23 protein-coding genes and 2 pseudogenes are annotated in these 26,840 nt (G+C 58.3%); 9 read left to right on the top strand and 16 right to left on the bottom strand.

The window, feature by feature from the left end; genetic code table 11:
- Positions 1-120: 120 nt before the first annotated feature.
- Positions 121-597, top strand: a complete 477-nt coding sequence (gene bfr, locus CES87_RS06450; protein WP_128605460.1) for a bacterioferritin — start codon at positions 121-123, stop codon at positions 595-597.
- A gap of 199 nt (positions 598-796) precedes the next feature.
- Here bfr and grxD read toward each other — a convergent pair whose 3' ends face one another.
- Positions 797-1,138: a Grx4 family monothiol glutaredoxin gene (gene grxD, locus CES87_RS06445; RefSeq protein ID WP_128605459.1), complete on the bottom strand. Its 342-nt coding sequence runs from the start codon at positions 1,136-1,138 to the stop codon at positions 797-799.
- A 97-nt stretch (positions 1,139-1,235) separates the two neighbouring features.
- Positions 1,236-3,344: a molybdopterin oxidoreductase family protein gene (locus tag CES87_RS06440; protein ID WP_128605458.1), complete on the bottom strand. Its 2,109-nt coding sequence runs from the start codon at positions 3,342-3,344 to the stop codon at positions 1,236-1,238.
- 450 nt (positions 3,345-3,794) lie between these two features.
- Between CES87_RS06440 and argF the strand changes: the two genes are divergently transcribed.
- Both argF and CES87_RS32945 read left to right on the top strand, forming a co-directional pair.
- The gene (argF, locus tag CES87_RS06435; RefSeq protein WP_128605457.1) at positions 3,795-4,715 is read left to right on the top strand and encodes an ornithine carbamoyltransferase; all 921 of its coding nucleotides are present in this window, start codon (positions 3,795-3,797) and stop codon (positions 4,713-4,715) included.
- A pseudogene (locus tag CES87_RS32945) lies at positions 4,712-5,787 on the top strand (ABC transporter ATP-binding protein); the annotation flags it as partial. The gene argF and the pseudogene CES87_RS32945, both read left to right, overlap by 4 nt.
- 128 nt (positions 5,788-5,915) lie before the next feature.
- Here CES87_RS32945 and CES87_RS06425 read toward each other — a convergent pair.
- Positions 5,916-6,698, bottom strand: a complete 783-nt coding sequence (locus CES87_RS06425; protein ID WP_128605456.1) for a PhzF family phenazine biosynthesis protein — start codon at positions 6,696-6,698, stop codon at positions 5,916-5,918.
- Between the two features lie 219 nt (positions 6,699-6,917).
- Positions 6,918-7,388: a Cys-tRNA(Pro) deacylase gene (gene ybaK / locus CES87_RS06415; protein WP_128605454.1), complete on the bottom strand. Its 471-nt coding sequence runs from the start codon at positions 7,386-7,388 to the stop codon at positions 6,918-6,920.
- Positions 7,389-7,749: 361 nt separating this feature from the next.
- Between ybaK and CES87_RS06410 the strand changes: the two genes are divergently transcribed.
- From CES87_RS06410 to glpD, 4 genes are all read left to right on the top strand, one after another.
- Entirely contained in the window at positions 7,750-8,601 is an 852-nt protein-coding gene (locus tag CES87_RS06410) for an MIP/aquaporin family protein (protein WP_128605453.1), read from the top strand.
- 76 nt (positions 8,602-8,677) lie between these two features.
- A complete protein-coding gene (gene glpK / locus CES87_RS06405) occupies positions 8,678-10,183 on the top strand; it encodes a glycerol kinase GlpK (RefSeq protein ID WP_128605452.1) in 1,506 nt (501 codons plus the stop codon).
- A 221-nt stretch (positions 10,184-10,404) separates the two neighbouring features.
- Positions 10,405-11,160, top strand: a complete 756-nt coding sequence (locus tag CES87_RS06400) for a DeoR/GlpR family transcriptional regulator (protein WP_128605451.1) — start codon at positions 10,405-10,407, stop codon at positions 11,158-11,160.
- Positions 11,161-11,427: 267 nt separating this feature from the next.
- A complete protein-coding gene (glpD, locus tag CES87_RS06395; RefSeq protein ID WP_128605450.1) occupies positions 11,428-12,966 on the top strand; it encodes a glycerol-3-phosphate dehydrogenase in 1,539 nt (512 codons plus the stop codon).
- 134 nt (positions 12,967-13,100) lie between these two features.
- On the opposite strand, the gene CES87_RS06390 is transcribed toward glpD, so the two are convergent.
- The 3 genes from CES87_RS06390 to CES87_RS06380 form a co-directional block, all read right to left on the bottom strand.
- Positions 13,101-14,207: an NADH:flavin oxidoreductase/NADH oxidase gene (locus CES87_RS06390; protein WP_128605449.1), complete on the bottom strand. Its 1,107-nt coding sequence runs from the start codon at positions 14,205-14,207 to the stop codon at positions 13,101-13,103.
- 279 nt (positions 14,208-14,486) lie between these two features.
- A complete protein-coding gene (gene recJ / locus CES87_RS06385; protein WP_128605448.1) occupies positions 14,487-16,196 on the bottom strand; it encodes a single-stranded-DNA-specific exonuclease RecJ in 1,710 nt (569 codons plus the stop codon).
- A 66-nt stretch (positions 16,197-16,262) separates the two neighbouring features.
- Positions 16,263-16,805, bottom strand: coding sequence for a YaeQ family protein (locus CES87_RS06380; protein WP_007971297.1), 543 nt, complete (start codon positions 16,803-16,805; stop codon positions 16,263-16,265).
- 142 nt (positions 16,806-16,947) lie between these two features.
- Here CES87_RS06380 and CES87_RS06375 point away from each other — a divergent pair, with 142 nt between their 5' ends.
- Positions 16,948-18,147 (top strand): CaiB/BaiF CoA-transferase family protein, encoded by a 1,200-nt coding sequence (locus tag CES87_RS06375; RefSeq protein ID WP_128605447.1) that lies wholly within the window; start codon positions 16,948-16,950, stop codon positions 18,145-18,147.
- Entirely contained in the window at positions 18,101-19,069 is a 969-nt protein-coding gene (locus CES87_RS06370; RefSeq protein ID WP_128605446.1) for a TIGR02285 family protein, read from the top strand. The genes CES87_RS06375 and CES87_RS06370 overlap by 47 nt, the downstream gene beginning before the upstream one ends.
- A 168-nt stretch (positions 19,070-19,237) precedes the next feature.
- Here the strand turns inward: CES87_RS06370 and CES87_RS06365 are convergent, their stop codons facing one another.
- The 9 genes and pseudogenes from CES87_RS06365 to rpsP form a co-directional block, all read right to left on the bottom strand.
- The gene (locus CES87_RS06365; protein ID WP_128605445.1) at positions 19,238-19,525 is read right to left on the bottom strand and encodes a DUF3509 domain-containing protein; all 288 of its coding nucleotides are present in this window, start codon (positions 19,523-19,525) and stop codon (positions 19,238-19,240) included.
- A gap of 305 nt (positions 19,526-19,830) precedes the next feature.
- Positions 19,831-21,254, bottom strand: a pseudogene (gene thrC, locus CES87_RS06360) (threonine synthase).
- Positions 21,255-21,323: 69 nt separating this feature from the next.
- Complete coding sequence (locus CES87_RS06355) at positions 21,324-22,628, bottom strand: homoserine dehydrogenase (RefSeq protein ID WP_018926703.1); 1,305 nt, start codon at positions 22,626-22,628, stop codon at positions 21,324-21,326.
- Between the two features lie 132 nt (positions 22,629-22,760).
- Entirely contained in the window at positions 22,761-23,492 is a 732-nt protein-coding gene (dsbC, locus tag CES87_RS06350; RefSeq protein ID WP_128605444.1) for a bifunctional protein-disulfide isomerase/oxidoreductase DsbC, read from the bottom strand.
- Between the two features lie 257 nt (positions 23,493-23,749).
- Entirely contained in the window at positions 23,750-24,646 is an 897-nt protein-coding gene (xerD, locus tag CES87_RS06345; protein ID WP_128605443.1) for a site-specific tyrosine recombinase XerD, read from the bottom strand.
- A gap of 97 nt (positions 24,647-24,743) precedes the next feature.
- Positions 24,744-25,094 carry a 50S ribosomal protein L19 gene (gene rplS / locus CES87_RS06340; RefSeq protein WP_003175895.1) on the bottom strand — a complete coding sequence of 117 codons (351 nt, stop codon included), beginning with the start codon at positions 25,092-25,094 and terminating at the stop codon, positions 24,744-24,746.
- A gap of 45 nt (positions 25,095-25,139) precedes the next feature.
- Positions 25,140-25,892 (bottom strand): tRNA (guanosine(37)-N1)-methyltransferase TrmD, encoded by a 753-nt coding sequence (gene trmD / locus CES87_RS06335; protein WP_128605442.1) that lies wholly within the window; start codon positions 25,890-25,892, stop codon positions 25,140-25,142.
- Positions 25,893-25,894: 2 nt separating this feature from the next.
- A complete protein-coding gene (gene rimM, locus CES87_RS06330) occupies positions 25,895-26,431 on the bottom strand; it encodes a ribosome maturation factor RimM (protein WP_128605441.1) in 537 nt (178 codons plus the stop codon).
- 5 nt (positions 26,432-26,436) lie between these two features.
- A complete protein-coding gene (gene rpsP, locus CES87_RS06325; protein ID WP_007944872.1) occupies positions 26,437-26,688 on the bottom strand; it encodes a 30S ribosomal protein S16 in 252 nt (83 codons plus the stop codon).
- Between the last annotated feature and the right edge of the window lie 152 nt (positions 26,689-26,840).

Genomic DNA, 26,840 nt, shown 5'->3' with positions numbered 1-26,840 from the left:
ACACAAACATTCTTATTCAGATTAATTTTCACTTAAGTTTCAATAACTTAGGTTTGACACTATTAATTGTGCGGCTCAAACTCTGCCTTATAGACAGCTAATACAGGGCAGGACCCCATCATGAAAGGCGACGTTACAGTCATCCAGCATCTCAACAAGATCCTTGCCAATGAACTGGTCGCGATCAATCAGTACTTTCTGCATGCACGCATGTATGAAGACTGGGGCCTGAACAAGCTCGGCAAGCACGAGTACCACGAATCCATCGACGAGATGAAGCACGCCGACAAGCTGATCAAGCGCATCCTGTTCCTTGAAGGCCTGCCGAACGTCCAGGACCTGGGCAAGCTGCAAATCGGCGAACACACCAAGGAAATGATCGAGTGCGACCTGCGTATCGAACGCACCGGTCATGCCGATCTGAAAGTGGCCATCGCTCATTGCGAGAAGGTTGGCGACTTCGGTAGCCGTGAACTTCTTGAAGATATCCTTGAATCCGAAGAAGAACATATCGACTGGCTGGAAACCCAACTTGGCTTGATCGACAGGATCGGTATCGAGAACTATCTGCAATCGCAGATGGGCGAAGACGAATAAGTTCTACGACAGTAATCTCGACGCAATAAAAAAGCCCCGCCCTCTTTTAAAGAGGCGGGGCTTTTTAATCACTGAAATCCGGGGTTGCTCATGCCCTTGTAGGAGCGAGGCTTGCCCGCGAAGAACGATGACGCAGTTTTTACTGATAAACCGGATTATCGTTCTTCGCGGGCAAGCCTCGCTCCTACAGGAATCCGGATCAGGCTTCGGACTTGGCAGCAGCAGCGGCTTCGACAGCAGCCTTGATGGTGGTTTGCAGAGAACCGTCTGCAGCCATCTCGGTCATGATGTCGCTACCGCCAACCAGCTCACCACCGACCCACAGTTGCGGAAAGGTTGGCCAGTTGGCGTATTTAGGCAGATTGGCGCGGATTTCCGGGTTCTGCAGGATGTCCACGTACGCAAACTTTTCACCACAAGCCATCACAGCCTGCGCGGCTTTCGCGGAGAAGCCACACTGCGGGGCATTCGGCGAACCTTTCATGTAAAGCAGAATGGTGTTGTTGGCAATCTGCTCTTTAATCGTTTCGATGATATCCATGGAGCACCTCGGCTGAACTTTCCGACTCATGGGTCGGCACGGTGGCGCATTGTAACGGAAAGCCGACAGCCATGCTCGGTCTCTCCGTCAGATACGATCAAGCTGCCGCCACGGTCACCGGTACGCCATTGAGTGCCGCATTCCCCGACAACTCATCAAGCTGGCACTCGTCCGTCAGGTCATTGGCGCTGGATCCCGGCTGGCCACTGGCAATGGTCATTTGCACGCCCGGTCGAGCATGGCCCCACCCGTGCGGAAGGCTGACCACACCTTTCATCATATCCAGACTGCTCAGCACTTCAACTTCGATCATCCCGACTCGCGAACTGACCCGCACTCGCTGCCCGTCGCTCAATCCGCGACTGACCAGATCATCCGGGTGCATCAATAATTGATGGCGCGGCTTGCCCTTCACCAGGCGGTGATAATTGTGCATCCACGAATTGTTGCTGCGCACATGCCGACGGCCGATCATCAACAACTCATCGGCGGACGGTGCCTGCAACGCCGCAAAGCGCGCCAGGTCGGCGAGGATGACGGCTGGGGCTGCCTGAACATGCTGACTGGTGGTTTTCAGGCGTGAAGCCAGATTGGGCTTGAGCGCCCCCAGATCGACGCCATGGGGATGATCGAACAGGGTCGTCAACGACAGCTGATGCTCCGAAGTATCGCCGTACAGGCCCATGCGCAAACCGCGATCAATCATTTGCGCCGGCGCGATGGTCGGTTTGAGTTCCTTGCCGGTCTTCGCTGCAAATGCCTTGGCGAGCCCGACGAAAATCTCCCAGTCATGCAGCGCACCTTCGGGTTTGGCGAGGATTGCGCGGTTGAAACGACTGACATTGCGTACTGCAAACATGTTGAAGGTCGTGTCGTAATGATCGTTTTCCAGCGCCGATGTAGACGGCAGGATCAGGTCGGCGTAGCGCGTGGTCTCGTTGATGTACAAGTCGACACTGACCATGAACTCAAGCCCGTCCAGCGCCCGTTCCAGCTGACGGCCGTTGGGTGTGGACAGCACCGGATTGCCCGCCACGGTGATCAGCGCGCGGACCTGCCCTTCCCCTTCGGTCAGCATCTCTTCGGCCAGCGCCGACACCGGCAGTTCGCCCGCGTAATCCGGGCGTCCGGACACTCGGCTCCGCCACAAATTGAAATGCCCGCCCGACGTGGAGGCCACCAGGTCCACCGCAGGCTCGGTGCATAACGCACCGCCCACGCTGTCGAGGTTGCCGGTGACCAGATTGATCAACTGCACCAGCCAATGACAAAGCGTACCGAAGGCTTGGGTCGAGACGCCCATGCGGCCGTAGCAAACTGCGCTCGGCGCTGCGGCGAAGTCCCGCGCCAATTGACGGATCTGCTCGGCGGGCACCGCACATAGCGGGCTCATGGTTTCGGCGGTAAAACCGGCGATGGCATCGCGCACTTCATCCAGGCCGTCTACCGGCAAATGGCTGTCACGGGTCAGGCCTTCTGCAAACAGAGTGTTGAGCAAGCCAAACAACAACGCCGCGTCGCCACCGGGCCGCACGAACAAATGCTGATCGGCAATGGCCGCCGTTTCGCTGCGACGCGGATCGACCACCACGACTTTACCGCCACGGGCCTGAATCGCTTTCAAGCGCTTTTCCACATCCGGCACGGTCATGATGCTGCCGTTGGACGCGAGCGGGTTGCCGCCAAGGATCAGCATGAAGTCGGTGTGATCGATGTCCGGGATCGGCAGCAGTAAACCGTGGCCGTACATCAAATGACTGGTCAGGTGATGGGGCAATTGATCAACCGATGTCGCGGAAAACCGGTTACGGGTTTTCAGCAGGCCGAGAAAATAATTGCTGTGAGTCATCAGCCCATAGTTGTGCACGCTGGGATTGCCTTGATAGACCGCCACCGCGTTTTGCCCGTGACGCTCCTGAATCGCCTCCAGGCGTTCGGCGACAAGGTTGAAGGCGTCTTCCCACTCGATGGGCTGCCACTCACTACCCACGCGCTGCATCGGTTGATGCAGGCGATCCGGATCGTTCTGAATGTCTTGCAGTGCGACAGCCTTGGGGCAAATGTGCCCGCGACTGAACGTATCCAGGGGATCACCCTTGATCGAGGTGATTTGCACATTGCCTGCTTCGACCTCGGTGGTTTCGATGGTCAGGCCGCAGATGGCTTCACACAGGTGGCAGGCACGGTGATGGAGAGTCTTGGTCATGGCCAGTCTTTGTCTTGTTCTGGGCGGGTAAAGTCGGCCGCGGGAACAAAACTATGGCGCCTGCCCCAATAGCACGCCAGCGACGTTCGTCTTGTGAATTGGTGACCATCAGGCCGGCCGATGGCCCCTGATGTCCGCGGACAACAGGTCAGAAACCGACCGTCAATGTACTGCAGCCGCCTCGTTTGATTGCCAAGCCGAGCAGGGCCGGTGTACAAATGCCTGGCTGCTGTCAGGAAACAGGCTTCAAAAGCGCTACTGCGGTTATCCCATAGCTCCTCTGAAATCCCCTTAAAACCGTAGCCCTATTGGTAAGACGCGACATTTAATTATAAGATCGCGCCTTCCCCTATTTCGTCGCCCCGTGCGGCTTACGCCGCAGGTCTCGCCCGTTGTTCCGTTAAACAAGGCTTTGAGTATCTGCGGTTTGTAGCAAAAAGGTAGTCAATGATGAGCGCAAGGCACTTTCTCTCCCTGATGGATTGCACGCCCGAAGAGCTGGTCAGCGTGATCCGTCGAGGCGTTGAGCTCAAAGACCTGCGTAACCGCGGCGTACTGTTCGAGCCCCTGAAAAACCGCGTACTCGGGATGATTTTCGAGAAGTCCTCGACCCGCACCCGCATTTCGTTCGAAGCCGGCATGATCCAGCTCGGCGGCCAGGCGATCTTCCTGTCGCCGCGCGACACCCAACTGGGTCGCGGTGAGCCGATCAGCGACGCCGCCATCGTCATGTCGAGCATGCTCGATGCGGTGATGATCCGTACGTTTTCCCACAGCACCTTGACCGAATTCGCTGCCAATTCGCGTGTGCCGCTGATCAACGGCCTGTCCGACGATCTGCACCCCTGCCAATTGCTGGCCGACATGCAGACCTTCCTCGAACACCGCGGCTCCATCCAGGGCAAGACCGTGGCCTGGATCGGCGACGGCAACAACATGTGCAACAGCTATATAGAAGCGGCGATCCAGTTCGACTTCCAGCTACGCGTTGCCTGCCCGGAAGGTTACGAGCCGAACGCTGAGTTCGTGGCCAAGGCCGGCGATCGGGTGACTATCGTGCGCGATCCGAAAGACGCCGTGCGCGGCGCGCATCTGGTGAGCACCGATGTCTGGACCTCCATGGGCCAGGAAGAAGAAACCGCCAAGCGCCTTGAGCTGTTCGCCCCGTATCAAGTCAACCGCGCCCTGCTCGACCTGGCTGCCGCCGACGTGCTGTTCATGCATTGTTTGCCAGCCCACCGTGGTGAAGAGATCAGCGTCGACCTGCTTGACGACCCGCGTTCGGTGGCTTGGGATCAAGCTGAAAACCGCCTTCACGCACAAAAGGCCCTGCTTGAGTTTCTCGTCCCGCCTTCGTACCACCACGCATGAGCCAGCCATTACTGCTTAACCTGCGCAACCTCGCCTGCGGCTATCAAGACCAGCGCGTGGTGCAGAACCTCAACCTGCATTTGAACGCGGGTGACATCGGTTGCCTGCTGGGTTCTTCCGGCTGTGGCAAGACCACTACCCTGCGCGCCATTGCCGGTTTCGAGCCGGTGCACGAAGGTGATATCCAACTGGCTGGCGAGACGATTTCCAGCGCCGGGTTCACCCTCGCGCCGGAGAAACGTCGCATCGGTATGGTGTTCCAGGACTACGCTCTGTTTCCGCATTTGAGCGTCGCCGACAACATCGCCTTCGGCATTCGCAAGCACCCGCAAAAGGAGCGCGTTACCGAAGAGTTGCTGGAACTGGTCAACTTGAAAAACCTCGGCAAACGATTCCCCCATGAGCTTTCCGGTGGCCAGCAGCAACGTGTCGCCCTGGCCCGCGCCCTGGCGCCGGAACCGCAGCTGTTGCTGCTGGATGAACCGTTCTCCAACCTCGATGGTGAATTGCGCCGCAAGCTCAGCCACGAGGTGCGCGACATTCTCAAGGCTCGTGGCACCAGCGCGATTCTGGTTACCCATGATCAGGAAGAAGCCTTCGCAGTCAGCGATCACGTTGGCGTGTTCAAGGAAGGCCGACTGGAACAATGGGATACGCCTACAACCTGTACCACGAACCGCTGACGCCGTATGTGGCCAGCTTCATCGGCCAGGGTTACTTCATTCGCGGCCAGTTGAGCAGCCCGGAATCGGTACAGACCGAACTGGGTGAGTTGCGCGGCAACCGTGCATACACCTGGCCGGTCGGTGGTGCGGTGGACGTGTTGCTGCGTCCGGACGATATCGTTTATGCGCCAGACAGCGCTTTGAAGGCGCGGATCGTTGGCAAGTCTTTCCAGGGCGCGTCGACGCTTTACCGCCTGCAAATGCCAACCGGTGCGCAACTGGAGTCGATCTTCCCGAGCCATGTCGATCATCAGATCGGGGCAGAGGTTGGCATTCGTGTCGCTGCGGAACACCTGGTGTTGTTCCAGGCTGCCGGCAGCACGGCGGAGCAGATTCCGGTCGTTGAATTACAGCACCGCTCATTGACACCCTCCGCCCCTGTAGGAGCGAGGCTTGCCCGCGAAGGCGTAATGCCAGCCGACATCATCATCGACTGATATGACGCTTTCGCGGGCAAGCCTCGCTCCTACAGGTATCAGGCGAGAATCAGCTTCCCGCTGGCCACCAACGTCGCATTCCCGCCAATTTTCACCCGATCCCCTTCCAGCCGGCAGAACAGCTCTCCGCCCCGCGCCGAACACTGGTAAGCCGTCAGACTCGACTTGCCCAGACGTTTCGACCAGTAAGGAATCAGACTGCAATGGGTCGATCCGGTCACCGGGTCTTCATTGATACCAATGGCGGGTGCGAAATAGCGCGACACGAAATCGTGTTTGCTGCCCCGGGCAGTGACAATGGCGCCCAGCCACGGCAGTTTCGCCAGGGCGACCATGTCTGGTTGACACTCGAGCACGGCCTGTTCGGACTCCAGCACCACAAACAACTCATTAGAACCCAGCACATCGACGGCTTCCACGCCGAGCGCGCGTTCGACGTCCAGGGTCACGCCCACTTCCGATGGCACGATCGCCGGAAAATCCAGCCACAGGCGCCCACCTTCACGACTCACGCTCAGGGGGCCTGACTTGCAGGTAAAGTCCAGGCGTTCGACCGGCTCCCTGTAGATTTCAAACAAAACGTAGGCGCTGGCCAGGGTCGCGTGACCGCACAACGGCACCTCGGTGGTCGGGGTAAACCAGCGAATGTGCCAGCCCTGCCCTTCGCGCACCACGAAGGCCGTTTCGGCGAGGTTGTGCTCGGCGGCGATCTTTTGCATCAACTCATCGGCGAGCCAGGCATCCAGCCGATAGACCATTGCCGGGTTACCGCTGAAGGCCCGATCACTGAACGCGTCGACCTGATGAAACTCGAGCTGCATAACATTCTCCCTTTGTCAGACCACCGTATGAATCGCAGGAATTTCTTTGTAGGAGCGAGCTTGCTCGCGAAGCACTCAAGAGCGCTGCGTTTAATCAGCAAACACGCGTTATTGTTAACGACCATCGCGAGCAAGCTCGCTCCTACAGTGGTTTAGATCCGTTCGAGTGAACAGTGACAGAGCAGGCATTTTTGCACCATACAGCCGCAGGGTAGGCGTTCAGGCACGGCCGATATCGGCGAACTTCGCCTGGGTATGCTCAGCCAGCACAGCGGGGGCCAATTCAACTTCCAGGCCGCGTCGGCCGGCGCTCACAAAAATGCTCGCAAAAGGCTGGGCAGAATTATCAATAAAGGTGCGCAAACGCTTCTTTTGCCCCAGCGGACTGATCCCACCCAGCAGATACCCCGTCGAGCGTTGCGCAGCGGCAGGGTCGGCCATTTCGACTTTTTTCACCCCAGCCACATGCGCCAGGGCCTTCAAATCCAGGCTTCCACCCACAGGAACAACCGCCACCAACAACTCGCCTTTTTCACTGGCCGCCAGCAAGGTCTTGAACACCTGCGCGGGGTCCAACCCGAGCTTCTCCGAGGCCTCCAACCCATAGGACGCAGCCTTCGGGTCATGTTCATAACTGTGCACACGGTGTTCGGCGCGAACCTTTTTCAGCAAATCCAATGCGGGTGTCATGACAGCTCCAGACCTGGCGGCAGTAGAAAAATACTGCGCCGGATTCTAGGACATTGATCCGAAAATGGCTCTATCGCAGTGCCGTTACAAAATGCTCTCCATGTTCATTTGTGCCGATTTCGGCCGCTCACCGACGCGATCATTCATGGAACTAATAGTTTATTTGTGACCAATGGTTCACTTTCGACCTTTGACAGCAGTGTTTCTTGTCTATATTTTTTCGTTTCTGAAACTGCAGGAAAGGTCTTATCGCAGTACCCAGCTGTAAACCGGGAACAGGTTGGGGATCCTGCCTCAGTGAAAAACGCGCTTTGCCCATGATGGAATGCAAGCGCCAGACAAGAAAAAAAATGAGGTTTCAATGACAACTGCTTTACAACAACCGTCGCTCTCGAGCCAATGCATGGCCGAGTTTCTGGGTACTGCACTGCTGATCTTCTTTGGTACGGGCTGTGTTGCCGCGCTCAAGGTCGCGGGTGCCAGCTTTGGCCTGTGGGAAATCAGCATTATCTGGGGTGTCGGCGTCAGCATGGCGATTTACCTGACAGCCGGGATTTCCGGCGCTCATCTCAACCCTGCCGTCAGCATTGCGCTGAGCATTTTCGCCGACTTCGAAAAGCGCAAACTGCCGTTCTATATTTTCGCCCAGGTGGCTGGCGCCTTTTGCGGCGCATTGCTGGTGTACACGTTGTACAGCAATCTTTTCTTCGATTTCGAACAAACTCACCATATGGTTCGCGGCACCGAAGCCAGCCTTGAATTGGCGTCGGTATTTTCCACCTTCCCCAATCCGAGTTTGTCCACGTCTCAGGCCTTTCTGGTCGAGGTCATCATCACCGCCATCCTGATGGGCGTGATCATGTCCCTGACCGACGACAACAATGGCCTGCCCAATGGCCCGCTGGCGCCCCTGCTGATCGGCCTGCTGATTGCGGTGATTGGCAGCTCGATGGGGCCGCTGACCGGTTTCGCGATGAATCCGGCCCGTGACTTCGGCCCGAAACTGATGACTTTTTTTGCCGGCTGGGGTGACATTTCCTTCACCGGCGGGCGCGATATCCCGTACTTCCTGATTCCGGTTTTCGCACCGATTGTCGGTGCCTGCCTCGGTGCCGCGGCTTATCGCGGGGTCATCGCCCGCCATCTGCCAAGCGCAACAACTGCTACAACGGATGCAACACCGGCCATTGACGGCAAACCAAGAGTTTCTTGATACCGTTGGCGCATGATTCTGCCAACTAAATCGCGCGCCAGACCTCACTCCCTTTTTTTCGTCCAAGGCAATCGACATGACCGACACTCAGAATAAGAACTACATCATTGCCCTCGACCAGGGTACGACCAGCTCCCGCGCGATCATTTTCGACCGCGATGCGAACGTGGTCTGCACCGCACAGCGTGAATTCGCGCAGCACTATCCGCAAGCCGGCTGGGTCGAACATGACCCGATGGAAATCTTCGCCACCCAAAGCGCCGTGATGGTCGAGGCCCTGGCTCAAGCCGGTCTGCATCATGATCAGGTCGCAGCCATCGGTATCACCAACCAGCGTGAAACCACCGTGGTCTGGGACAAGAACACCGGTCGCCCTATCTATAACGCAATTGTCTGGCAGTGCCGACGCAGCACCGAGATCTGTCAGCAGCTCAAACGCGATGGTCACGAGCAATACATCAGCGAGACCACCGGCCTGGTCACCGACCCGTATTTCTCCGGCACCAAGCTCAAGTGGATTCTCGACCACGTCGAAGGCAGCCGTGAACGCGCGCGCAACGGCGAGCTGCTGTTCGGCACCGTCGACAGCTGGCTGATCTGGAAATTTACCGGCGGCAAGGTGCACGTCACCGACTACACCAACGCTTCGCGCACCATGCTCTTCAACATCCACACCCTGGAGTGGGACGCGAAGATGCTGGAGGTGCTGGATATTCCGCGAGAAATGCTGCCGCAGGTGAAATCGTCTTCTGAAATCTACGGTCGTACCAAAAGCGGCATCGCCATCGGCGGTATCGCCGGCGACCAGCAGGCTGCGTTGTTCGGCCAGATGTGTGTCGAGGCCGGTCAGGCCAAAAACACCTACGGCACCGGCTGCTTCCTGCTGATGAACACTGGCGACAAAGCCGTGAAGTCCAAACACGGCATGCTCACCACCATCGCCTGCGGTCCCCGTGGCGAAGTGGCTTATGCACTGGAAGGCGCGGTATTCAACGGCGGCTCCACCGTGCAATGGCTGCGCGATGAACTGAAGATCATCAACGACGCCCACGACACCGAGTACTTCGCCAACAAGGTCAAGGACAGCAACGGTGTGTACCTGGTCCCCGCCTTCACCGGTCTCGGCGCCCCATACTGGGACCCGTATGCCCGTGGCGCCTTGTTCGGTCTGACTCGCGGCGTACGCGTGGATCACATCATCCGCGCCGCGCTGGAGTCGATCGCCTACCAGACCCGCGACGTGCTCGATGCCATGCAACAGGACGCAGGCGAACGCCTCAAGGCCCTGCGTGTGGATGGCGGTGCGGTAGCAAACAACTTTCTCATGCAGTTCCAGGCCGACATCCTCGGCACTCAGGTCGAACGCCCGCAGATGCGCGAAACCACGGCGCTGGGCGCTGCATACCTGGCGGGCCTGGCCTGCGGGTTCTGGAGCAGCCTGGAAGAGTTGCGCGGCAAGGCGGTGATCGAGCGCCGGTTCGAACCGACCCTGGAAGAAGCGGCGAAGGAAAAACTCTACGCCGGATGGAAAAAAGCTGTCAGCCGCACCCGCGATTGGGAGCCACACGAAGGGGCTGAATAAGCCAGAGATCCGTTGTAGCAGCTGGCGAAGCCTGCGTCCGGCTGCGTAGCAGTCGTCAATTCAGGCACTGCGGTTTATCAGATAGATTCGGTGCGCAGGTTGGCGACTGCTGCGCAGCCGGACGCAGGCTTCGCCAGCTGCTACAGACTGATGTAACTGGTAGGGAGCAGATTCCTGCGGCATCATGGGCAAATTTTGCACGGCAGCCCAAAGGACGCCCCATGAATCTGCCTCCCCGTCAGCAGCAAATCCTCGAACTGGTCCGCGAACGCGGCTATGTCAGCATCGAGGAAATGGCCACGCTGTTCGTTGTTACCCCGCAAACTATCCGCCGCGATATCAATCAGCTGGCGGAAGCCAATCTGCTGCGTCGCTACCACGGCGGCGCGGCTTACGATTCCAGTGTCGAAAATACCGCCTATGCCATGCGCGCTGATCAGATGCGTGATGAGAAGCAGCGTATTGGCGAAGCGATTGCGGCGCAGATCCCCGATCACGCCTCGCTGTTCATCAACATCGGCACCACCACCGAATCCATCGCCCGCGCACTGCTCAATCACAGTCATCTGAAGATCATCACCAACAACCTGCATGTGGCCTCGATGCTCAGCGCCAAGGACGATTTCGACGTTCTGTTGACTGGCGGTAACGTGCGACGTGACGGTGGTGTGGTCGGTCAGGCCAGTGTCGATTTCATCAATCAGTTCAAGGTCGACTTTGCCCTCGTCGGCATCAGCGGCATCGATGAAGACGGCAGCCTGCTGGATTTCGATTATCAGGAAGTGCGGGTGTCCCAGGCGATCATTGCCAACGCCCGGCAAGTGATCCTCGCGGCGGACTCCAGCAAATTTGGGCGCAACGCCATGATTCGACTGGGGCCGATCAGTTTGGTTGACTGCCTGGTTACCGATCAGCAGCCCGTGCCTGCGCTGGCGCAGTTGCTGAGTCAGCATAAGGTTCGGTTGGAGGTTGTTTAACGCCGAAGGCGGTTAAACAACCTGAAGCCGGCTTGCTGGCGATGGCGCCCTTGAGTACGCCTTCGCCAGCAAGCCGGCTCCTACAATACATCCCCCGCAACACCCTCTCCTCCCGCTTTTAATGTTCGAAAAGTTTCCTTTAACCGCCCTTCGATGAGTTTTTTCAATCGAATCCGACTGGCTGTGCGCCACTTTATCGGCTAATATTTTCGAAAATGAACATTAATGTTCGAATTCAAATATCAAAGAATTCCGAGGCCTTAGCCAATGCCCACTTCTACCTTGCCTACGCCCCCTCTTGCCGAGGTCTACGATATCGCCGTCATCGGTGGCGGGATCAATGGCGTGGGGATCGCAGCGGATGCCGCCGGCCGCGGCCTCTCGGTGTTCCTTTGCGAAAAGGATGATCTGGCCAGCCACACCTCGTCCGCCAGCAGCAAACTGATCCACGGCGGCCTGCGCTACCTCGAACATTACGAATTCCGCCTGGTGCGCGAAGCCCTGGCCGAGCGTGAAGTATTGCTGGCCAAGGCGCCGCATATCGTTAAGCAAATGCGCTTCGTGTTGCCGCATCGCCCGCACCTGCGTCCGGCCTGGATGATCCGCGCCGGCCTGTTTCTGTATGACAACCTCGGCAAACGGGAACAGCTCAAAGGTTCGAAAAGCCTGAAGTTCGGCCCGGATAGCGCACTGAAAAGCGAAATCACCAAAGGCTTCGAATACTCCGATTGCTGGGTCGACGATGCGCGCCTGGTCGTGTTGAACGCCATGGCAGCCCGGGAAAAAGGCGCTCACGTCCACACCCAGACCCGTTGCGTCAGCGCGCGTCGCATTAAAGGCCTGTGGCACCTGCACCTGGAGCGCGCCGATGGCAGCCTCTTGTCGATCCGCGCCAAGGCGCTGGTGAATGCAGCCGGCCCATGGGTCGCCAAGTTCATTCGTGATGATCTGAAAATGGAATCGCCGTACGGCATCCGCCTGATCCAGGGCAGCCACCTGATCGTACCGAAGCTGTACGAAGGTGATCATGCGCACATTCTGCAAAACGAAGATCAGCGCATCGTGTTTACCATTCCGTATCTGAACCACTTCACCCTGATTGGCACCACCGACCGCGAGTACACCGGCGACCCGGCAAAAGTGGCGATCACGGAAGGCGAAACCGAATACCTGCTGAAAGTGGTCAATGCCCACTTCAAAAAGCAGATCAGCCGCGACGACATCTTGCACAGCTACTCCGGTGTGCGCCCACTGTGTAACGACGAGTCTGACAACCCGTCGGCCGTCACCCGCGACTACACCCTGGCACTGTCGGGCAGCGGTGAAGAAGCACCATTGCTGTCAGTGTTCGGCGGCAAACTGACCACCTACCGCAAACTGGCTGAATCGGCGATGGCGCAACTGGCTCCGTACTTTCAGCACATCAAGCCGAGTTGGACTGCCAACGCAACCCTGCCGGGTGGCGAGGATATGACCACCCCGCAAGCGTTGAGCTCGCTGATCCGCGACAAGTTCGACTGGGTTCCGACTGAAATTTCGCGCCGCTGGGCCACCACCTATGGCAGCCGTACCTGGCGCATGCTCGAAGGTGTACAAAATCTGAGCGATCTGGGTGAACACATCGGCGGTGGTCTCCACACCCGCGAAGTCGATTACCTGTGCAGCGAAGAGTGGGCCACCACCGCGCACGACATTCTGTGGCGTCGAACCAAGCTCGGCTTGTTCACCACCGCCGCGGAACAGGACAAACTCAAGGATTACCTGAACAAGGTCGAGCAGAACCGCGGCAAGATCGAAGCGGCCTGATCGGATACCTGGATACTGTAGGAGCGAGCTCGCTCGCGATGGTCGTGAACGATAACGCTGGGAGTCTGATACCCCGCGGTGTTCTGTCGTCCATCGCGAGCAGAGCTCGCTCCTACAGGGGGTGGTCGCTGCGTTCAGTCACGCAGATCCGATTCATGAATGGGCTGCTCACGATGGGTCGCCCGTTGATATTGCGCCGGCCAGATGGCCTTGCGACCGCCGAGATCGTCGTCCGCATGCAGCGGCCAATACGGATCGCGCAACAGCTCGCGGGCCAGGAAAATGACGTCCGCCTGACAGGTGCGCAGAATGTGCTCAGCCTGCGCCGGCTCGGTAATCATTCCTACTGTGCCGGTTGCGATTTCTGCTTCTTTGCGTACACGCTCGGCGAAGCGAGTCTGATAACCAGGTCCTGTAGGAATTTCCGCATTGGCCGCCGTACCGCCCGACGAGACATCGATCAGGTCCACACCCAGGGCTTTCAAACGTCGCGCCAGCTCGACGGTTTCGTCGGGGTTCCAGCCGTCCTCCACCCAATCAGTGGCCGATACCCGAACAAACAGCGGCAACTCTTCAGGCCACACCGCTCGTACCGCTTCGGTGACCTGCAACACCAGACGGATGCGGTTTTCAAATGAACCACCGTACTGGTCACGCCGTTGATTGCTCAGCGGTGAAAGGAACTGATGCAACAGATAACCATGGGCCGCGTGCACTTCCACGACTTTGAAACCGGCAGTGAGCGCACGTTTCGCTGAATCGACAAAGGCCTGAATGATAGTGGCGATTTCGCCTTCTTCGAGCTGCTTGGGTTTTGTATGTTCCGGGTCGAAAGCAATGGGTGACGGGCCAACCGGGAGCCAGCCGCCGTCGTCGATTTTTACGCTGCCATGCTTGCCGATCCACGGCCGAAAGGTGCTGGCCTTGCGTCCCGCATGGGCCAGCTGGATGCCGGCCACACCGCCCTGAGCGGCAATGAAGCGGGTGATGCGTTGCAGAGGTTCGATTTGCTCATCGCTCCACAGACCGAGGTCTTGCGCGGTGATGCGTCCGTCGGCGGTGACCGCCGTGGCTTCGGTAAACACCAGCCCCGCCCCGCCGATGGCACGGCTGCCCAGGTGGACCAGGTGCCAGTCATTGGCCAGGCCATCGACGCTGGAATACTGGCACATCGGCGATACCGCGATGCGGTTGAGCAGGGTCAGTTGGCGAAGGGTATAGGGTTCAAGCAGCAGACTCATGGGGCACCTCTCGAATCAGTGGTCAGGCTCCAGGGTTCTGTTTGAAAAGTCGACGAGTGACTGGAAAAAGGTACGGCACCCGCCCCGCGGGTAAAGAAGTTCGACAAGACGTCACAAGGATAATCAAGCAGTGATTAGAGCCTAGTCGACATCGGGGGATGTCGCCGCTCTGTAGGAGCGAGCATGCTCGCGATGGAGGACAGAACACCGCGGGGTGTCAGGTTCCCAGCGTTATCGTTGACCTCCATCGCGAGCATGCTCGCTCCTACAGATATAGGGTCAGCGCGGTTCTATGTGGGCAATCATCAGCTGGACAGTCTCGTTGCCGCGGAATTCGTTGACGTCGAGCTTGTAGGCCAATTCCACCCATTTGATCGTGGGGTTCGGCCAGATGTCTCGATCGATGCCAAAAGCAATGCCATCGAGCTTGACCGAGCCGCACTCACTTCTGAGCACCACTTTGAGGTGCCGTTCGCCGACCACGCGTTGCTCGACCAATTGAAACACCCCATGAAACAGCGGCTCCGGGAAGTGCTGCCCCCAGGGACCGGCATGACGTAAAGCACGGGCCAGTTCCAGATGAAATTCCTCAACCGCCAAAGTGCCGTCCGACAGCAGGCGCCCGGTCAGGTCTTCTTCGCGCAATTGGCGACGTACTTCTTCATCGAAAGCCTCGCAGAACAACGGAAAATTCGCTTCCGGCAACGTCAGGCCGGCGGCCATGGCATGGCCACCGTACTTGGTGATGAGGTTCGGATGCTGAGCCGCCACCACGCTCAGGGCATCACGAATATGAAAGCCCTGAACCGATCGTCCCGAGCCCTTGAGCAAGCCGTCTCCTGCATCGGCAAAGGCAATGGTCGGACGGAAATAACGCTCTTTCATACGCGAGGCAAGGATACCGATGACACCCTGATGCCACTCGGGATCGAACAGACACAAGCCGAACGGCATTGATTCGACCGGCAAATCCTTGAGTTGGGCCAGCGCTTCACGCTGCATACCCTGCTCGATGGATTTGCGATCCTGGTTCATGCCGTCCAATTGAACCGCCATCTCCCTGGCCAGGCCCGCGTCTTCGGTCAGCAGGCATTCGATACCCAGACTCATGTCATCCAGACGCCCCGCCGCATTCAGGCGCGGGCCGACAATGAACCCCAGATCGGTCGAGGTGATGCGCGCGTGGTCACGCTTGGCAACTTCAAGAATCGCCTTGATCCCCGGCCGGGCACGGCCGGCACGAATCCGCTCCAGGCCCTGGTGCACCAGAATCCGGTTGTTGGCATCCAGCGGCACCACGTCGGCGACGCTGCCAAGGGCTACCAGATCAAGCAACTCGCCAATGTTCGGCTGCGGCCGGGTTTCATACCAACCCAGGCTGCGCAACCGTGCCCGCAAAGCCATCAGCACATAGAAAATCACCCCGACACCGGCCAGCGCCTTGCTCGGGAACCCGCAACCCGGTTGATTCGGATTGACGATGGCATCCGCAAGCGGCAGTTCATCGCCGGGCAAATGGTGGTCGGTGACCAATACGTTGAGCCCGGCCTTTTTCGCCGCCGCCACGCCTTCGACACTGGAAATGCCGTTATCCACAGTGATCAACAGCTGTGGATCGCGCTCCAATGCTACCGCGACGATTTCCGGCGTCAGGCCGTAGCCGTAGTCGAACCGGTTGGGCACCAGGTAGTCGACATGCGCCGCACCCAGCAGGCGCAGTCCCAATGTACCAACGGTGCTGGCCGTCGCACCATCGGCGTCGAAATCGCCGACGATCAGGATCCGGTGCCGCTGCTCGAGCGCGGTCACCAGCAAATCCACCGCTGCCTCGATGCCCTTGAGCTGCTGGAACGGAATCAACCGCGCCAGGCTCTTGTCCAGTTCGGCTTCGGACTGCACGCCCCGCGCCGCATACAGGCGGGTCAACAGAGGTGGAATATCACCGAGCGATGGCAGGGTGTCGGGCAGCAGACGAGGTTCGATACGCATGGGGTGACAGGGGCTTCTCTTTAATACGTAGGATAAATCCGGGTGACGCGGTCTAACGGCGGATAATTAGCCGCGTTCACCAGCCAGCCACTGCAACTGGACTTCGTGCTGACCACGGTCGTCGGTGACGAAAATCGTCCCTTCGCTGATCATCACGTCCCACTTGATAACGCGCGGCATGTCTTTGGCCAGGGTTTCCAGCACTTCCTGGGGTACCGCAGCGATGTTGACGTTTTTCAGGTTTTTCACCGCCGGCACCACTTTGCCTTCCCAGACGCGCAGGCTGCCGTAAGCCAGCAGGCTGGTGCGTTCGGTGCGGCGCGAGCACCAGGTCAGGCGCTCGGCATCCGGCTGACCGACTTCGATCCAGTGCAGCACACGGTCATCCAGGCTCTTTTCCCACAAGGCCGGTTCATCTACTTCTGACAGACCACGACCAAAAGACAGCTGCTCGTTGTACCAGAGGGCGTAGGCCAACAGGCGCACGGTCATGCGTTCTTCGGTTTCCGAAGGGTGACGGGCGATGGTCTGCTTGACGCTCTCGTAGACACTGCGGTCGAGGTCGGTCAGGTTCAGTTCAAACTTGTAGGTCGTGGACGGCTGGGCCATGAACGGGCTTCTTGATACGGGGAAAGGCGGCAAGTCTAACCGATGCGACAGGCAATCATCGAATTGATGGAGATCTACCGTGAGCGGCTGACAGTCGGCTATGTTAAAAGTCTCACTCAGCCTCTTGTCTACAGGATCCCGTATGCCGTTCACCGCCAAGCCGCTCTCAGGTCTGAAAGTCATTGAATTGGGCACCTTGATTGCCGGCCCTTTCGCCTCACGCATCTGCGCTGAGTTCGGTGCCGAGGTGATCAAGATCGAATCCCCGGACGGTGGCGATCCGCTGCGCAAATGGCGCAAGTTATATGAAGGCACCTCGCTTTGGTGGTTTGTTCAGGCGCGCAACAAAAAATCCCTGACCCTGAATCTGAAGCATCCAGAGGGGCTAACGATTCTGAAAAAACTGCTCAGTGAAGCGGACATCCTGATCGAGAATTTCCGCCCCGGCGTGCTGGAAAAACTCGGCCTGGGTTGGGACGTCTTGCACGCATTGAATCCGAAACTGGTGATGGTACGGCTCTCGGGCTTCGGCCAGACCGGCCCGATGAAAGATCAGCCGGGGTTTGGCGCGGTCGGTGAATCCATGGGAGGCCTGCGCTACATCACCGGATTCGATGATCGGCCGCCGGTGCGCACCGGCATTTCCATCGGCGACTCGATCGCTGCGCTCTGGGGCGTGATCGGCGCGCTGATGGCCCTGCGTCACCGCGAGGTCAATGGTGGTCAGGGGCAAGTGGTTGACGTGGCGCTGTATGAAGCGATCTTCGCCATGATGGAAAGCATGGTGCCGGAGTTTGATGTATTCGGATTCATCCGCGAACGTACCGGCAACATCATGCCCGGCATCACCCCCTCCTCGATTCACACCAGCGCCGATGGCAAACACGTGCAGATTGGCGCCAATGGCGATGCCATCTTCAAACGCTTCATGCTGATCATTGGCCGCGAAGACCTGGCCAACGACCCGGTGCTGTCCAGCAATGACGGCCGTGACAGCCGCCGCGACGAGCTCTACGGGGTCATTGATCGCTGGGTCAATTCGCTGCCGCTGGACGCGGTTCTTGAGCACCTGAATAAGGCCGACGTTCCAGCCAGCCGCATCTTCAGCGCCGAAGACATGTTCAGCGATCCGCAGTACCTCGCCCGGGAAATGTTCCTGCAAGCCAAGCTGCCGGATGGCAAAGACTTCAAGATGCCGGGAATCGTGCCGAAACTCTCTGAGACACCCGGTGATTGTGAATGGGTCGGACCGCAACTGGGTGAGCACAACGCACAGGTACTCCAGGAACTTGGCTATGACGCGTCGCAGATCACACAGCTGCGCAAAGACGGAGCCATCTGAGCTGAAACGTCTGGCTGCGCGGCACCTCAAATACCGCCTGTTGCGTAACTGGCGGCCTTTGTGTGCGTTGGCGGGCCTGCTCCTGATCACTGCTCTGGCCACGCCCGCGTTGGCGCAATCCAGGGAAACCCTGCTCTGGCTGAAGCGGGACCTACCGCCGCTGTTCATTTTCGAAGGACCGAGAAAAGGCCAGGGGGTCATCGATCAACTGTTGTCGCGGTTGATCGCCGGCATGCCTCAGTACCAGCACAGCGTGTTGAAGGTCAATCGTGCTCGCGGCCTGCAAATGCTCCACGAGCCATCCCTTGTTTGCGACGCGGCGCTGAACTGGAGCAAAGAGCGCGAAACCTGGATTGCGTTTTCCATCCCGGTCTTTCGAGCAATGAGCAATGGCCTGGCCGTGAGGCGCATCGATCGGGAGGTGCTGACGCCTTTCATCAAGGATGGCGAGGTAGATCTGGCGGCGTTGCTGGCCACTGGCAGCGTAAGCTTGGGAATCGTTGCGGAGCGCAACTATGGCGAGTTCCTCGATGCGCTACTCAAACAAGCACCGCCCCAAGCGCTGACGCTCCATTACGGCAGCGACGCCTTGGGCAGCCTGTTGCAAATGCAACGCCTCGGACGCCTGCAGCTGCTATTGGGCTATCGTCCGGAAATCCGCTACCAGGCCCAGCAGCACGGGATCACGGAGGATGAATTACAATTCTATCCGATTCGCGGCACGGGCAAATACTTGTCCGGCTACATCGGTTGCACCGACACTCCCCAAGGCAGGCAGGCAATCATCGAGATCAACCAACTGCTGCGCGCCCTGCCCCGCGATCACCTGAGCGAGGCCTACGCCGCCTGGCTCGACCCGGAAAGTCGCAGCGAATATCTGGACGCCTCCAGGGCATTTTTCGAGCAGCAGGCCGGGCACTGACAAATTTCGGGCAAAAGAAACCCCGAGAAGTGGGGAGACGACTCGGGGTTAAACGTGGTCTGCATAAGACCAGTAGCAGCAAGCTACAAGCACCGGAGCACAATGCTTGATCCTGCTGTTAAAAGGTCTGACTGACTCGAGTGCAGGAAGGTTCCCACAAACGACAATTCAATTTCGGCTGGCCAGCAGTTTGACTTGAGCGGCATTGCGTAATGCCGCGATAACACAGGGCTCCAGGCGACCTTCGGCGATCAGCACGTCGCGATGCAACCCGTCGACCACATCGGTTAGCGATCGCTTGTCGGTCAATTGCGCCTGATTGAACTCGCGTTCTACCACCTTGACGCCGCTCGCATTCTTTAATGTCACCCGGCATTCGCCATGAATGCCTGACGGGGTCAATGTCACCTGGTACGGGCTCAGAGCCTCACCGAGCAAGAGACTGATACTTTCCATCTCGATCACCACTCAATAGTCCGAAAACGAAGTGCCTGGGGTGTGTCTACAGTAGATGACCGCTGGCCCGAGAAGAAAGTTCTGAAAGCAGAGCGCCGATAGCGATGCCTCTCTCGTCGAAAGAGCATGCATGGCAAAGATGACAGGGAAAAAACAGTTGCCTGACGTTTGTCGGCTTGGCTGACGCGCGCGCCCACTGTAGGAGCGAGCATGCTCGCGATGGACGTCAACGATAACGCTGGGCATCAGGTGCCCCTTGTCGTCCATGCGCCCATCGCGAGCAGGCTCGCTCCTACAGGGGGTGTTTACAGCGGCTTACCGCGATTGCCATGCTGACTGACAAAAGCCTGCACGGCTTTCAGGTCGTTCGGCAATACGGTGCAACGCTCATCTCGCTCAAACAAATCGCAAAGATGTGCAGGGAGCTCTAGAGCTTTTCCTACCCCTGCTTTCTCCACGGCATCCGGGAACTTGACCGGATGGGCCGTGCCGAGGATCACCATCGGGATATCCAGGTTGCGGCGGCATTCGCGTGCGGCCTTGACGCCGATGGCGGTGTGCGGATCCAGTACTTCACCGGTCTGCTCGTAGACTTCGGCGATGGTTTCGCAGGTTTGCGCATCATCCACGGCCAGCGAGTCGAACAGCTTGCGCGCTTCGGTCCAGCGCTCCTGCTCGACGCTGAAACCACCGCCCTGCTTGAAGCTGTCCATCAGCCCGGCAATCGCCGCGCCGTTGCGACCGTGAAGATCGAACAGCAGACGTTCGAAGTTCGACGACACCATGATATCCATGGACGGCGACAGGGTGGCGTGCAGGGTTTCCTTGACGTACTGATTGCCGCTCATGAAGCGGTGCAGGATGTCGTTGCGGTTGGTGGCGACGATCAACTGGTTGATCGGCAAGCCCATGTTGCGCGCCAGGTAACCAGCGAAAATGTCGCCGAAGTTTCCGGTCGGTACCGAGAACGAAATCGAACGGGCCGGGCCACCCAGCTGCAGGGCCGCATGGAAGTAGTAAACGATCTGGGCCATGATCCGCGCCCAGTTGATCGAGTTCACCGCCACAAGGCGTGTGCCTTTAAGGAAGCTCTGGTCGGCGAAGCTATTCTTGACCATTTCCTGGCAGTCATCGAAGTTGCCTTCGATGGCGATGTTGTGAATGTTCTCACCGAAAATGGTGGTCATCTGCCGACGCTGCACCTCGGACACGCGGTTATGCGGGTGCAGGATGAAGATGTCGACGTTTTCGCAATGCTTGCAGCCTTCAATGGCGGCCGAACCGGTGTCACCGGAAGTGGCACCGACGATCACCACGCGCTCGCCGCGCTTTTCCAGCACGTAGTCGAGCAAGCGACCGAGCAGTTGCAGGGCGAAGTCCTTGAACGCCAGGGTCGGGCCGTGGAACAGCTCAAGTACCCATTCGTTGCCGTTGAGCTGACGCAGCGGCGCGACGCTGCTGTGCGCGAATACGCCCTGCTCTGATGAAGAATAGGTTTCTTCAAGGATTTTTTGAAATCGGCGTCCGGGATGCTGCCGGTGACGAACGGGCGCATGACGCGGAAGGCCAGCTCGTGATACGGCAGGCCGGCCCAGGAAGCGATTTCTTCCTGGGTGAAACGTGGCAGGTTTTCCGGGACGTACAAACCGCCGTCAGTGGCCAGACCGGCCAGCAGGACGTCTTCGAAATTCAGGGCCGGTGCCTGGCCGCGGGTGCTGATATAACGCATGACTGACTCCATTGGGACAGTGTTCGCAATGCCGAGCGCCTGTCACGACGCCCGGTGAACGATAACGGCTTAGTTCAGATGCTCGACGCGGATCCGTACAACCGGACCGACCACGCCCGCCAAGGCTTCCAGGGCGGCAATCGCATCGTTGATGTGCTGCTCCAGCACGCGGTGGGTCAGCAGGATCATCGGCACCAGGCCGTCGTGTTCCTCGACTTCCTTCTGCATGATCGACTCGATGTTGATGCCGCGCTCGGACAGGATGCTCGCTACCTGAGCCAGCACGCCTGGATGATCCTTGGCCTGAATGCGCAGGTAGTAGGCGCTTTCACAGGCTTCGATCGGCAGGATCGGATGCGCCGACAACGAATCCGGCTGGAAGGCCAGATGCGGAACGCGGTTTTCCGGGTCGGAGGTCATGGCGCGAACCACGTCCACCAGGTCGGCGATCACCGACGAAGCGGTCGGCTCCATGCCAGCACCGGCGCCGTAAAACAGGGTCGAACCGGCGGCGTCGCCGTTGACCATCACCGCGTTCATCACGCCATTGACGTTGGCGATCAGGCGATCGGCCGGAATCAGCGTCGGGTGTACGCGCAGCTCGATACCGGCCGCGGTGCTGCGCGCCACGCCCAGGTGCTTGATGCGGTAGCCCAGGGCTTCGGCGTAGTTCACGTCAGCGGTGGTCAGCTTGGTGATGCCTTCGGTGTAGGCCTTGTCGAACTGCAGCGGAATACCGAACGCGATGGACGCCAGAATCGTCAGCTTGTGCGCCGCGTCGATGCCTTCGACATCGAAGGTCGGATCGGCTTCGGCGTAACCCAGTGCCTGAGCTTCAGCCAGCACATCTTCAAAGGTTCGGCCTTTCTCACGCATTTCGGTGAGAATGAAGTTGCCGGTGCCGTTGATGATGCCGGCGACCCAGTTGATACGGTTGGCGGACAGGCCTTCACGGATCGCCTTGATCACCGGGATACCACCGGCCACGGCCGCTTCGAACGCAACGATCACGCCCTTCTCGCGAGCCTTGGCAAAAATTTCATTACCGTGAACAGCGATAAGCGCCTTGTTCGCGGTGACCACATGCTTGCCATTCTCGATGGCCTTGAGTACCAGCTCACGGGCAACGGTGTAGCCGCCCATCAGCTCTATAACGATGTCGATCTCAGGGTTCGTGGCCACCTCGAAGACATCGTTGGTAATCGCAATACCGGTCGTTTGGAACTGAGGCTTTGGCGTGCGCATGGCAATTTGTGCCACTTCGATACCACGCCCGGCACGACGAGCAATTTCCTCGGCGTTGCGCTGAAGTACGTTGAAGGTACCGCCACCGACGGTCCCTAACCCACAGATGCCTACTTTGACCGGTTTCACTGTGAACTCCCCATAAAACGGCCGACTCAAGGCCGGCCGTGAAAACAACCGCATGTTCGCGGCTCTCTATTAATGGCCCGGCGATGTCGCTGCCGGACCATGATCGTCAAGGCTTGCCGTGACGATGCGAATTTACTTCGCGCCCAGCGCCAGTTTGGCGACTTGTGGCGCAGGCTGGTAGCCCGGAATGACCTGACCATCAGCCAAAACGATGGCCGGTGTGCCATTCACGCCAATCGACTGGCCGAGGGCGAACTGTTTGGAAACCGGGTTATCGCACTTGGCGGCCTTGATTTCCTTGCCATCGACCATCTGGTCCATGGCCGCTTTCTTGTCTTTCGAGCACCACACCGCTTGCAGTTGCTCGTCACCTGGCGAACCCAGACCCTGGCGCGGGAACGCCACATAACGCACTTCGATGCCGCGCTTGTTCAGCTCGGGCACTTCAGCGTGCAGTTTGTGGCAGTACGGGCAGGTGGTGTCGGTGAACACGGTGATGTGCGATTTAGTTTCGCCGATAGCCGGGTAAACCACGGTTTCAGCGAGCGGAATCTCGTTGATCAGTTTGGAGACACCCAGACGTTCCGTCTTCTCGGTCAGGTTGACCGGCTTGCCGTCCTTGAGCTGGTACATATAGCCCTGAACCACGAATTGGCCGTCGGCACTGGCGTACAGCACGCGGCTGCCCTTGAGCCTGACTTCGTAAAGGCCGGGCAGCGGACTGGCGGTGATGGTTTCTACCGGCACTTCAAGCTGGAGGTTTTCCAGGCTTTTACGGATGGCTTTGTCGGCCGCGTCATCGGCGACGGCAAAGGTGCTGACCAACGCAATGGCGGCGGCGGCAAATATCTGGGTCAGACGCATGAGAACTCCTGAAGGCGGACAAATGGGACGATCAGAACGCCGGTACCGAAACACCGGGTCACAACCGCCCATCGTGCAAACCGGCAAAGCCTACCACATAAGGCTCGTGGGGCCGAATGCGGGTGATGCAAGGCATTGCGCAGAGCCTGTAGGAGCAAGCTTGCTCGCGATGGTGGTTAACGATGACGCGGGCTGACTGATTTAACGCGTTGCCCTTGAGATCATCGCGAGCGAGCTCGCTCCTACAGGGATCGCAGTCAGCCACGCGGGTGGTGTTTGGCGTGCAGGTCTTGCAAGCGCGCCCGGGCTACATGGGTGTAAATCTGGGTGGTGGACAAGTCACTGTGGCCCAGCAGCATCTGCACCACCCGCAAGTCAGCACCATGGTTGAGCAGGTGCGTGGCGAACGCATGGCGCAAAGTGTGTGGCGACAGCGACTTGCCGATCCCAGCAACTTTGGCCTGATGCTTGATCCGGTGCCAGAAAGTCTGGCGAGTCATCTGCTCGCCGCGCAGGCTGGGAAACAACACGTCACTTGGACGCCCGCCGAGCATCTCGCCACGGCCATCGCGCAGATATCGCTCGACCCAGACAATCGCCTCCTCGCCCATCGGCACCAGCCGCTCCTTGCTGCCTTTGCCCATCACCCGCAGCACACCCTGGCGCAGGTTGACCTGCTCCAGTGTCAGGCTGATCAGTTCCGTCACCCGCAGGCCGCAGGCGTACAACACCTCAAGCATGGCCCGATCGCGCTGGCCAATCGCTTCGCTTAAATCAGGCGCTTTAAGTAGCGCTTCCACATCCGCTTCCGACATGGATTTAGGCAAAGGCCTGCCGAGCTGCGGCATATCAATGCGAAGGGTCGGATCGACAGCGATCAACTTTTCCCGCAGCAAATAGCGGTAGAAACCCCGCACGCCAGAGAGAAATCGCGCGGTTGAACGAGGTTTGTAGTTTTGCTCCACACGCCAGGCCAAATGATCGAGGATCAACTCCCGGCCAGCGTTGGCCAGTTCCAGGCCTTTCTCCTGCAACCAGCCGTTGAACAGCGCGAGGTCGCTGCGATAGGCATCGCGAGTGTTATCGGAAAGACCTTTCTCCAGCCACAGGGCGTCGAGGAATTGGTCTATCAGTGGATGATCAATGGCGGGCATAAAGGCTCAGGCAAGACCGATTACGGCCAAGGAAGATAAATCGCGGGCAACAAAAAAGCAGCCCGTAGGCTGCTTTTTTCTGCATCGGAAGCTGGACTTAAGCCAGTTTTTCCTTGATGCGAGCTGCTTTACCAGACAGGTCACGCAGGTAGTACAGCTTGGCTTTACGCACGTCACCGCGACGCTTAACGGCCATGCTGTCGATTTGCGGGCTGTAGGTCTGGAAAGTACGTTCTACGCCAACACCGTTGGAGATTTTACGAACGGTGAATGCACTGTTTACGCCGCGGTTACGCTTGGCGATAACAACACCTTCGAACGCTTGCAGACGCGAACGGTCGCCTTCCTTCACTTTCACCTGAACGACAATGGTGTCGCCCGGGGCAAAGGTAGGGATCTCTTTGGTCATCTGCTCTGCTTCGAGTGCAAGGATGATTTTGTTAGTCATGCTGTGCTCCTAAGGTAAATCGTCGGATCTACCATCGATACGTTGTTAACTATCGTCCCGCTCGCGGATGTATTCCTCGAGCAGCTTCTTCTCTTCTCCAGAAAGCGAGCGGCTTTCCAGAAGATCGACGCGTCGTTCAAAGGTCCGACCAAGGGACTGCTTTAAACGCCAACGCCGGATGTGCGCGTGATTGCCACTTAGCAATACGTCGGGAACACGCTGATCCGCATACACCTCCGGTCGGGTGTAGTGCGGGCAATCCAGCAAACCATCCGTAAAGGAATCTTCCTCGGCGGAGTCCGCATGCCCTAAAGCTCCAGGCAGCAGTCGTGTAACCGCATCGATCAGGACCATCGCCGGCAGCTCGCCGCCAGACAGTACATAGTCGCCAATCGACCACTCTTCATCGACATGAGCATCTATAAAGCGCTCGTCAATGCCTTCATAGCGGCCGGCAATCAGGATCAATGCATCCAGATTCGCCAACTCGCGTACCGCCGACTGAGTCAGTTGACGGCCTTGGGGCGACAGGTAAATCACCTTCGCGCCCTCCCCGGCGACTGCCTTGGCCTGAACCAGAGCATCTTCCAGGGGCTTGATCTTCATCACCATGCCCGGACCACCGCCAAATGGGCGATCATCCACAGTGTGATGTCGATCCGTCGTGTAGTCTCGCGGATTCCAACAAGTGAGCTGCAAGAGCCCCTGTTTCACCGCCCGACTGGTGATGCCGTACTCGCTGATGGCGGAGAACATCTCGGGAAACAAACTGATCACTTCTACGCGCAAGTTAGCCACGCTTAGAAATCCGCATCCCAATCCACCTTCATCTCGCCTGCGACCAAGTCGACAGCCAACACGCATTGCTCCGTATAGGGCAACAGGCGTTCGCGATCATCCAGGCTGCCAGCGCAAGGCTTGACCACCATTACATCATTGGCGCCGGTTTCCAGAAGATGATCGATTTTCCCGAGCAATTGCCCAAGTTGATCAATAACCTTCAGACCTTCCAGCTGGTACCAGTAGTACTCGCCGTCGGTCAGTTCAGGGAACAGGTTGCGCGGCACGCAGATCTCATAACCGGCCAGAAGACGAGCTTCTTCACGATCATCGAGATCCTTGAGCTTTGCGACCAGGAACTTGTCATTCCCGCGTCCGCTGACCAGCTCTACCTGCTTTACATTGCCGTCACGCTTGAGCGTCCAGGTTTTGTAGTCCAGCAGGTTCTTGATTGGATCAGTAAAGGAATACACCTTCACTTCGCCGCGAACGCCATGAACAGAATAAATTTTGCCGATAACGATCAAATCATCAGCAACAGCTGGCGTCGCGTTCATATTGCTCAGGCCGCAGCCTTAGCAGCGTCCTTCAACAACTGAGCAACGCGCTCAGAAGGTTGTGCACCAACGCTCAGCCAGTAGGCTACGCGCTCTTGGTTCACGGACAGACGGACTTCTTGACCACGAGCAACAGGGTTGAAGAAACCAACCTGTTCCTTGTGCGAACCGTCGCGCGGGTTGCGGCTGTCGGTTACGGTCAAGTGGTAAAACGGGCGCTTTTTGGAGCCGCCAAGGGCAAGACGGATTGTTAGCATGTGAACATCGTTCCTGTAGTCGGTGCTGCAAATCTAAAGGCACAGCGGGCATAGGTGCCCGAAAGGCCGCATATTCTAAGGAATATCCGGACTTTTGCAAATGACTTTTTCCGGCGGCCTATCGGACGCCATGCAGATTTGCTATAGAGCCG

The organism is Pseudomonas sp. ERMR1:02, from assembly GCF_002277815.1.
Lineage (GTDB): Bacteria > Pseudomonadota > Gammaproteobacteria > Pseudomonadales > Pseudomonadaceae > Aquipseudomonas.
This window is presented reverse-complemented; position numbering and strand designations above follow the sequence as displayed.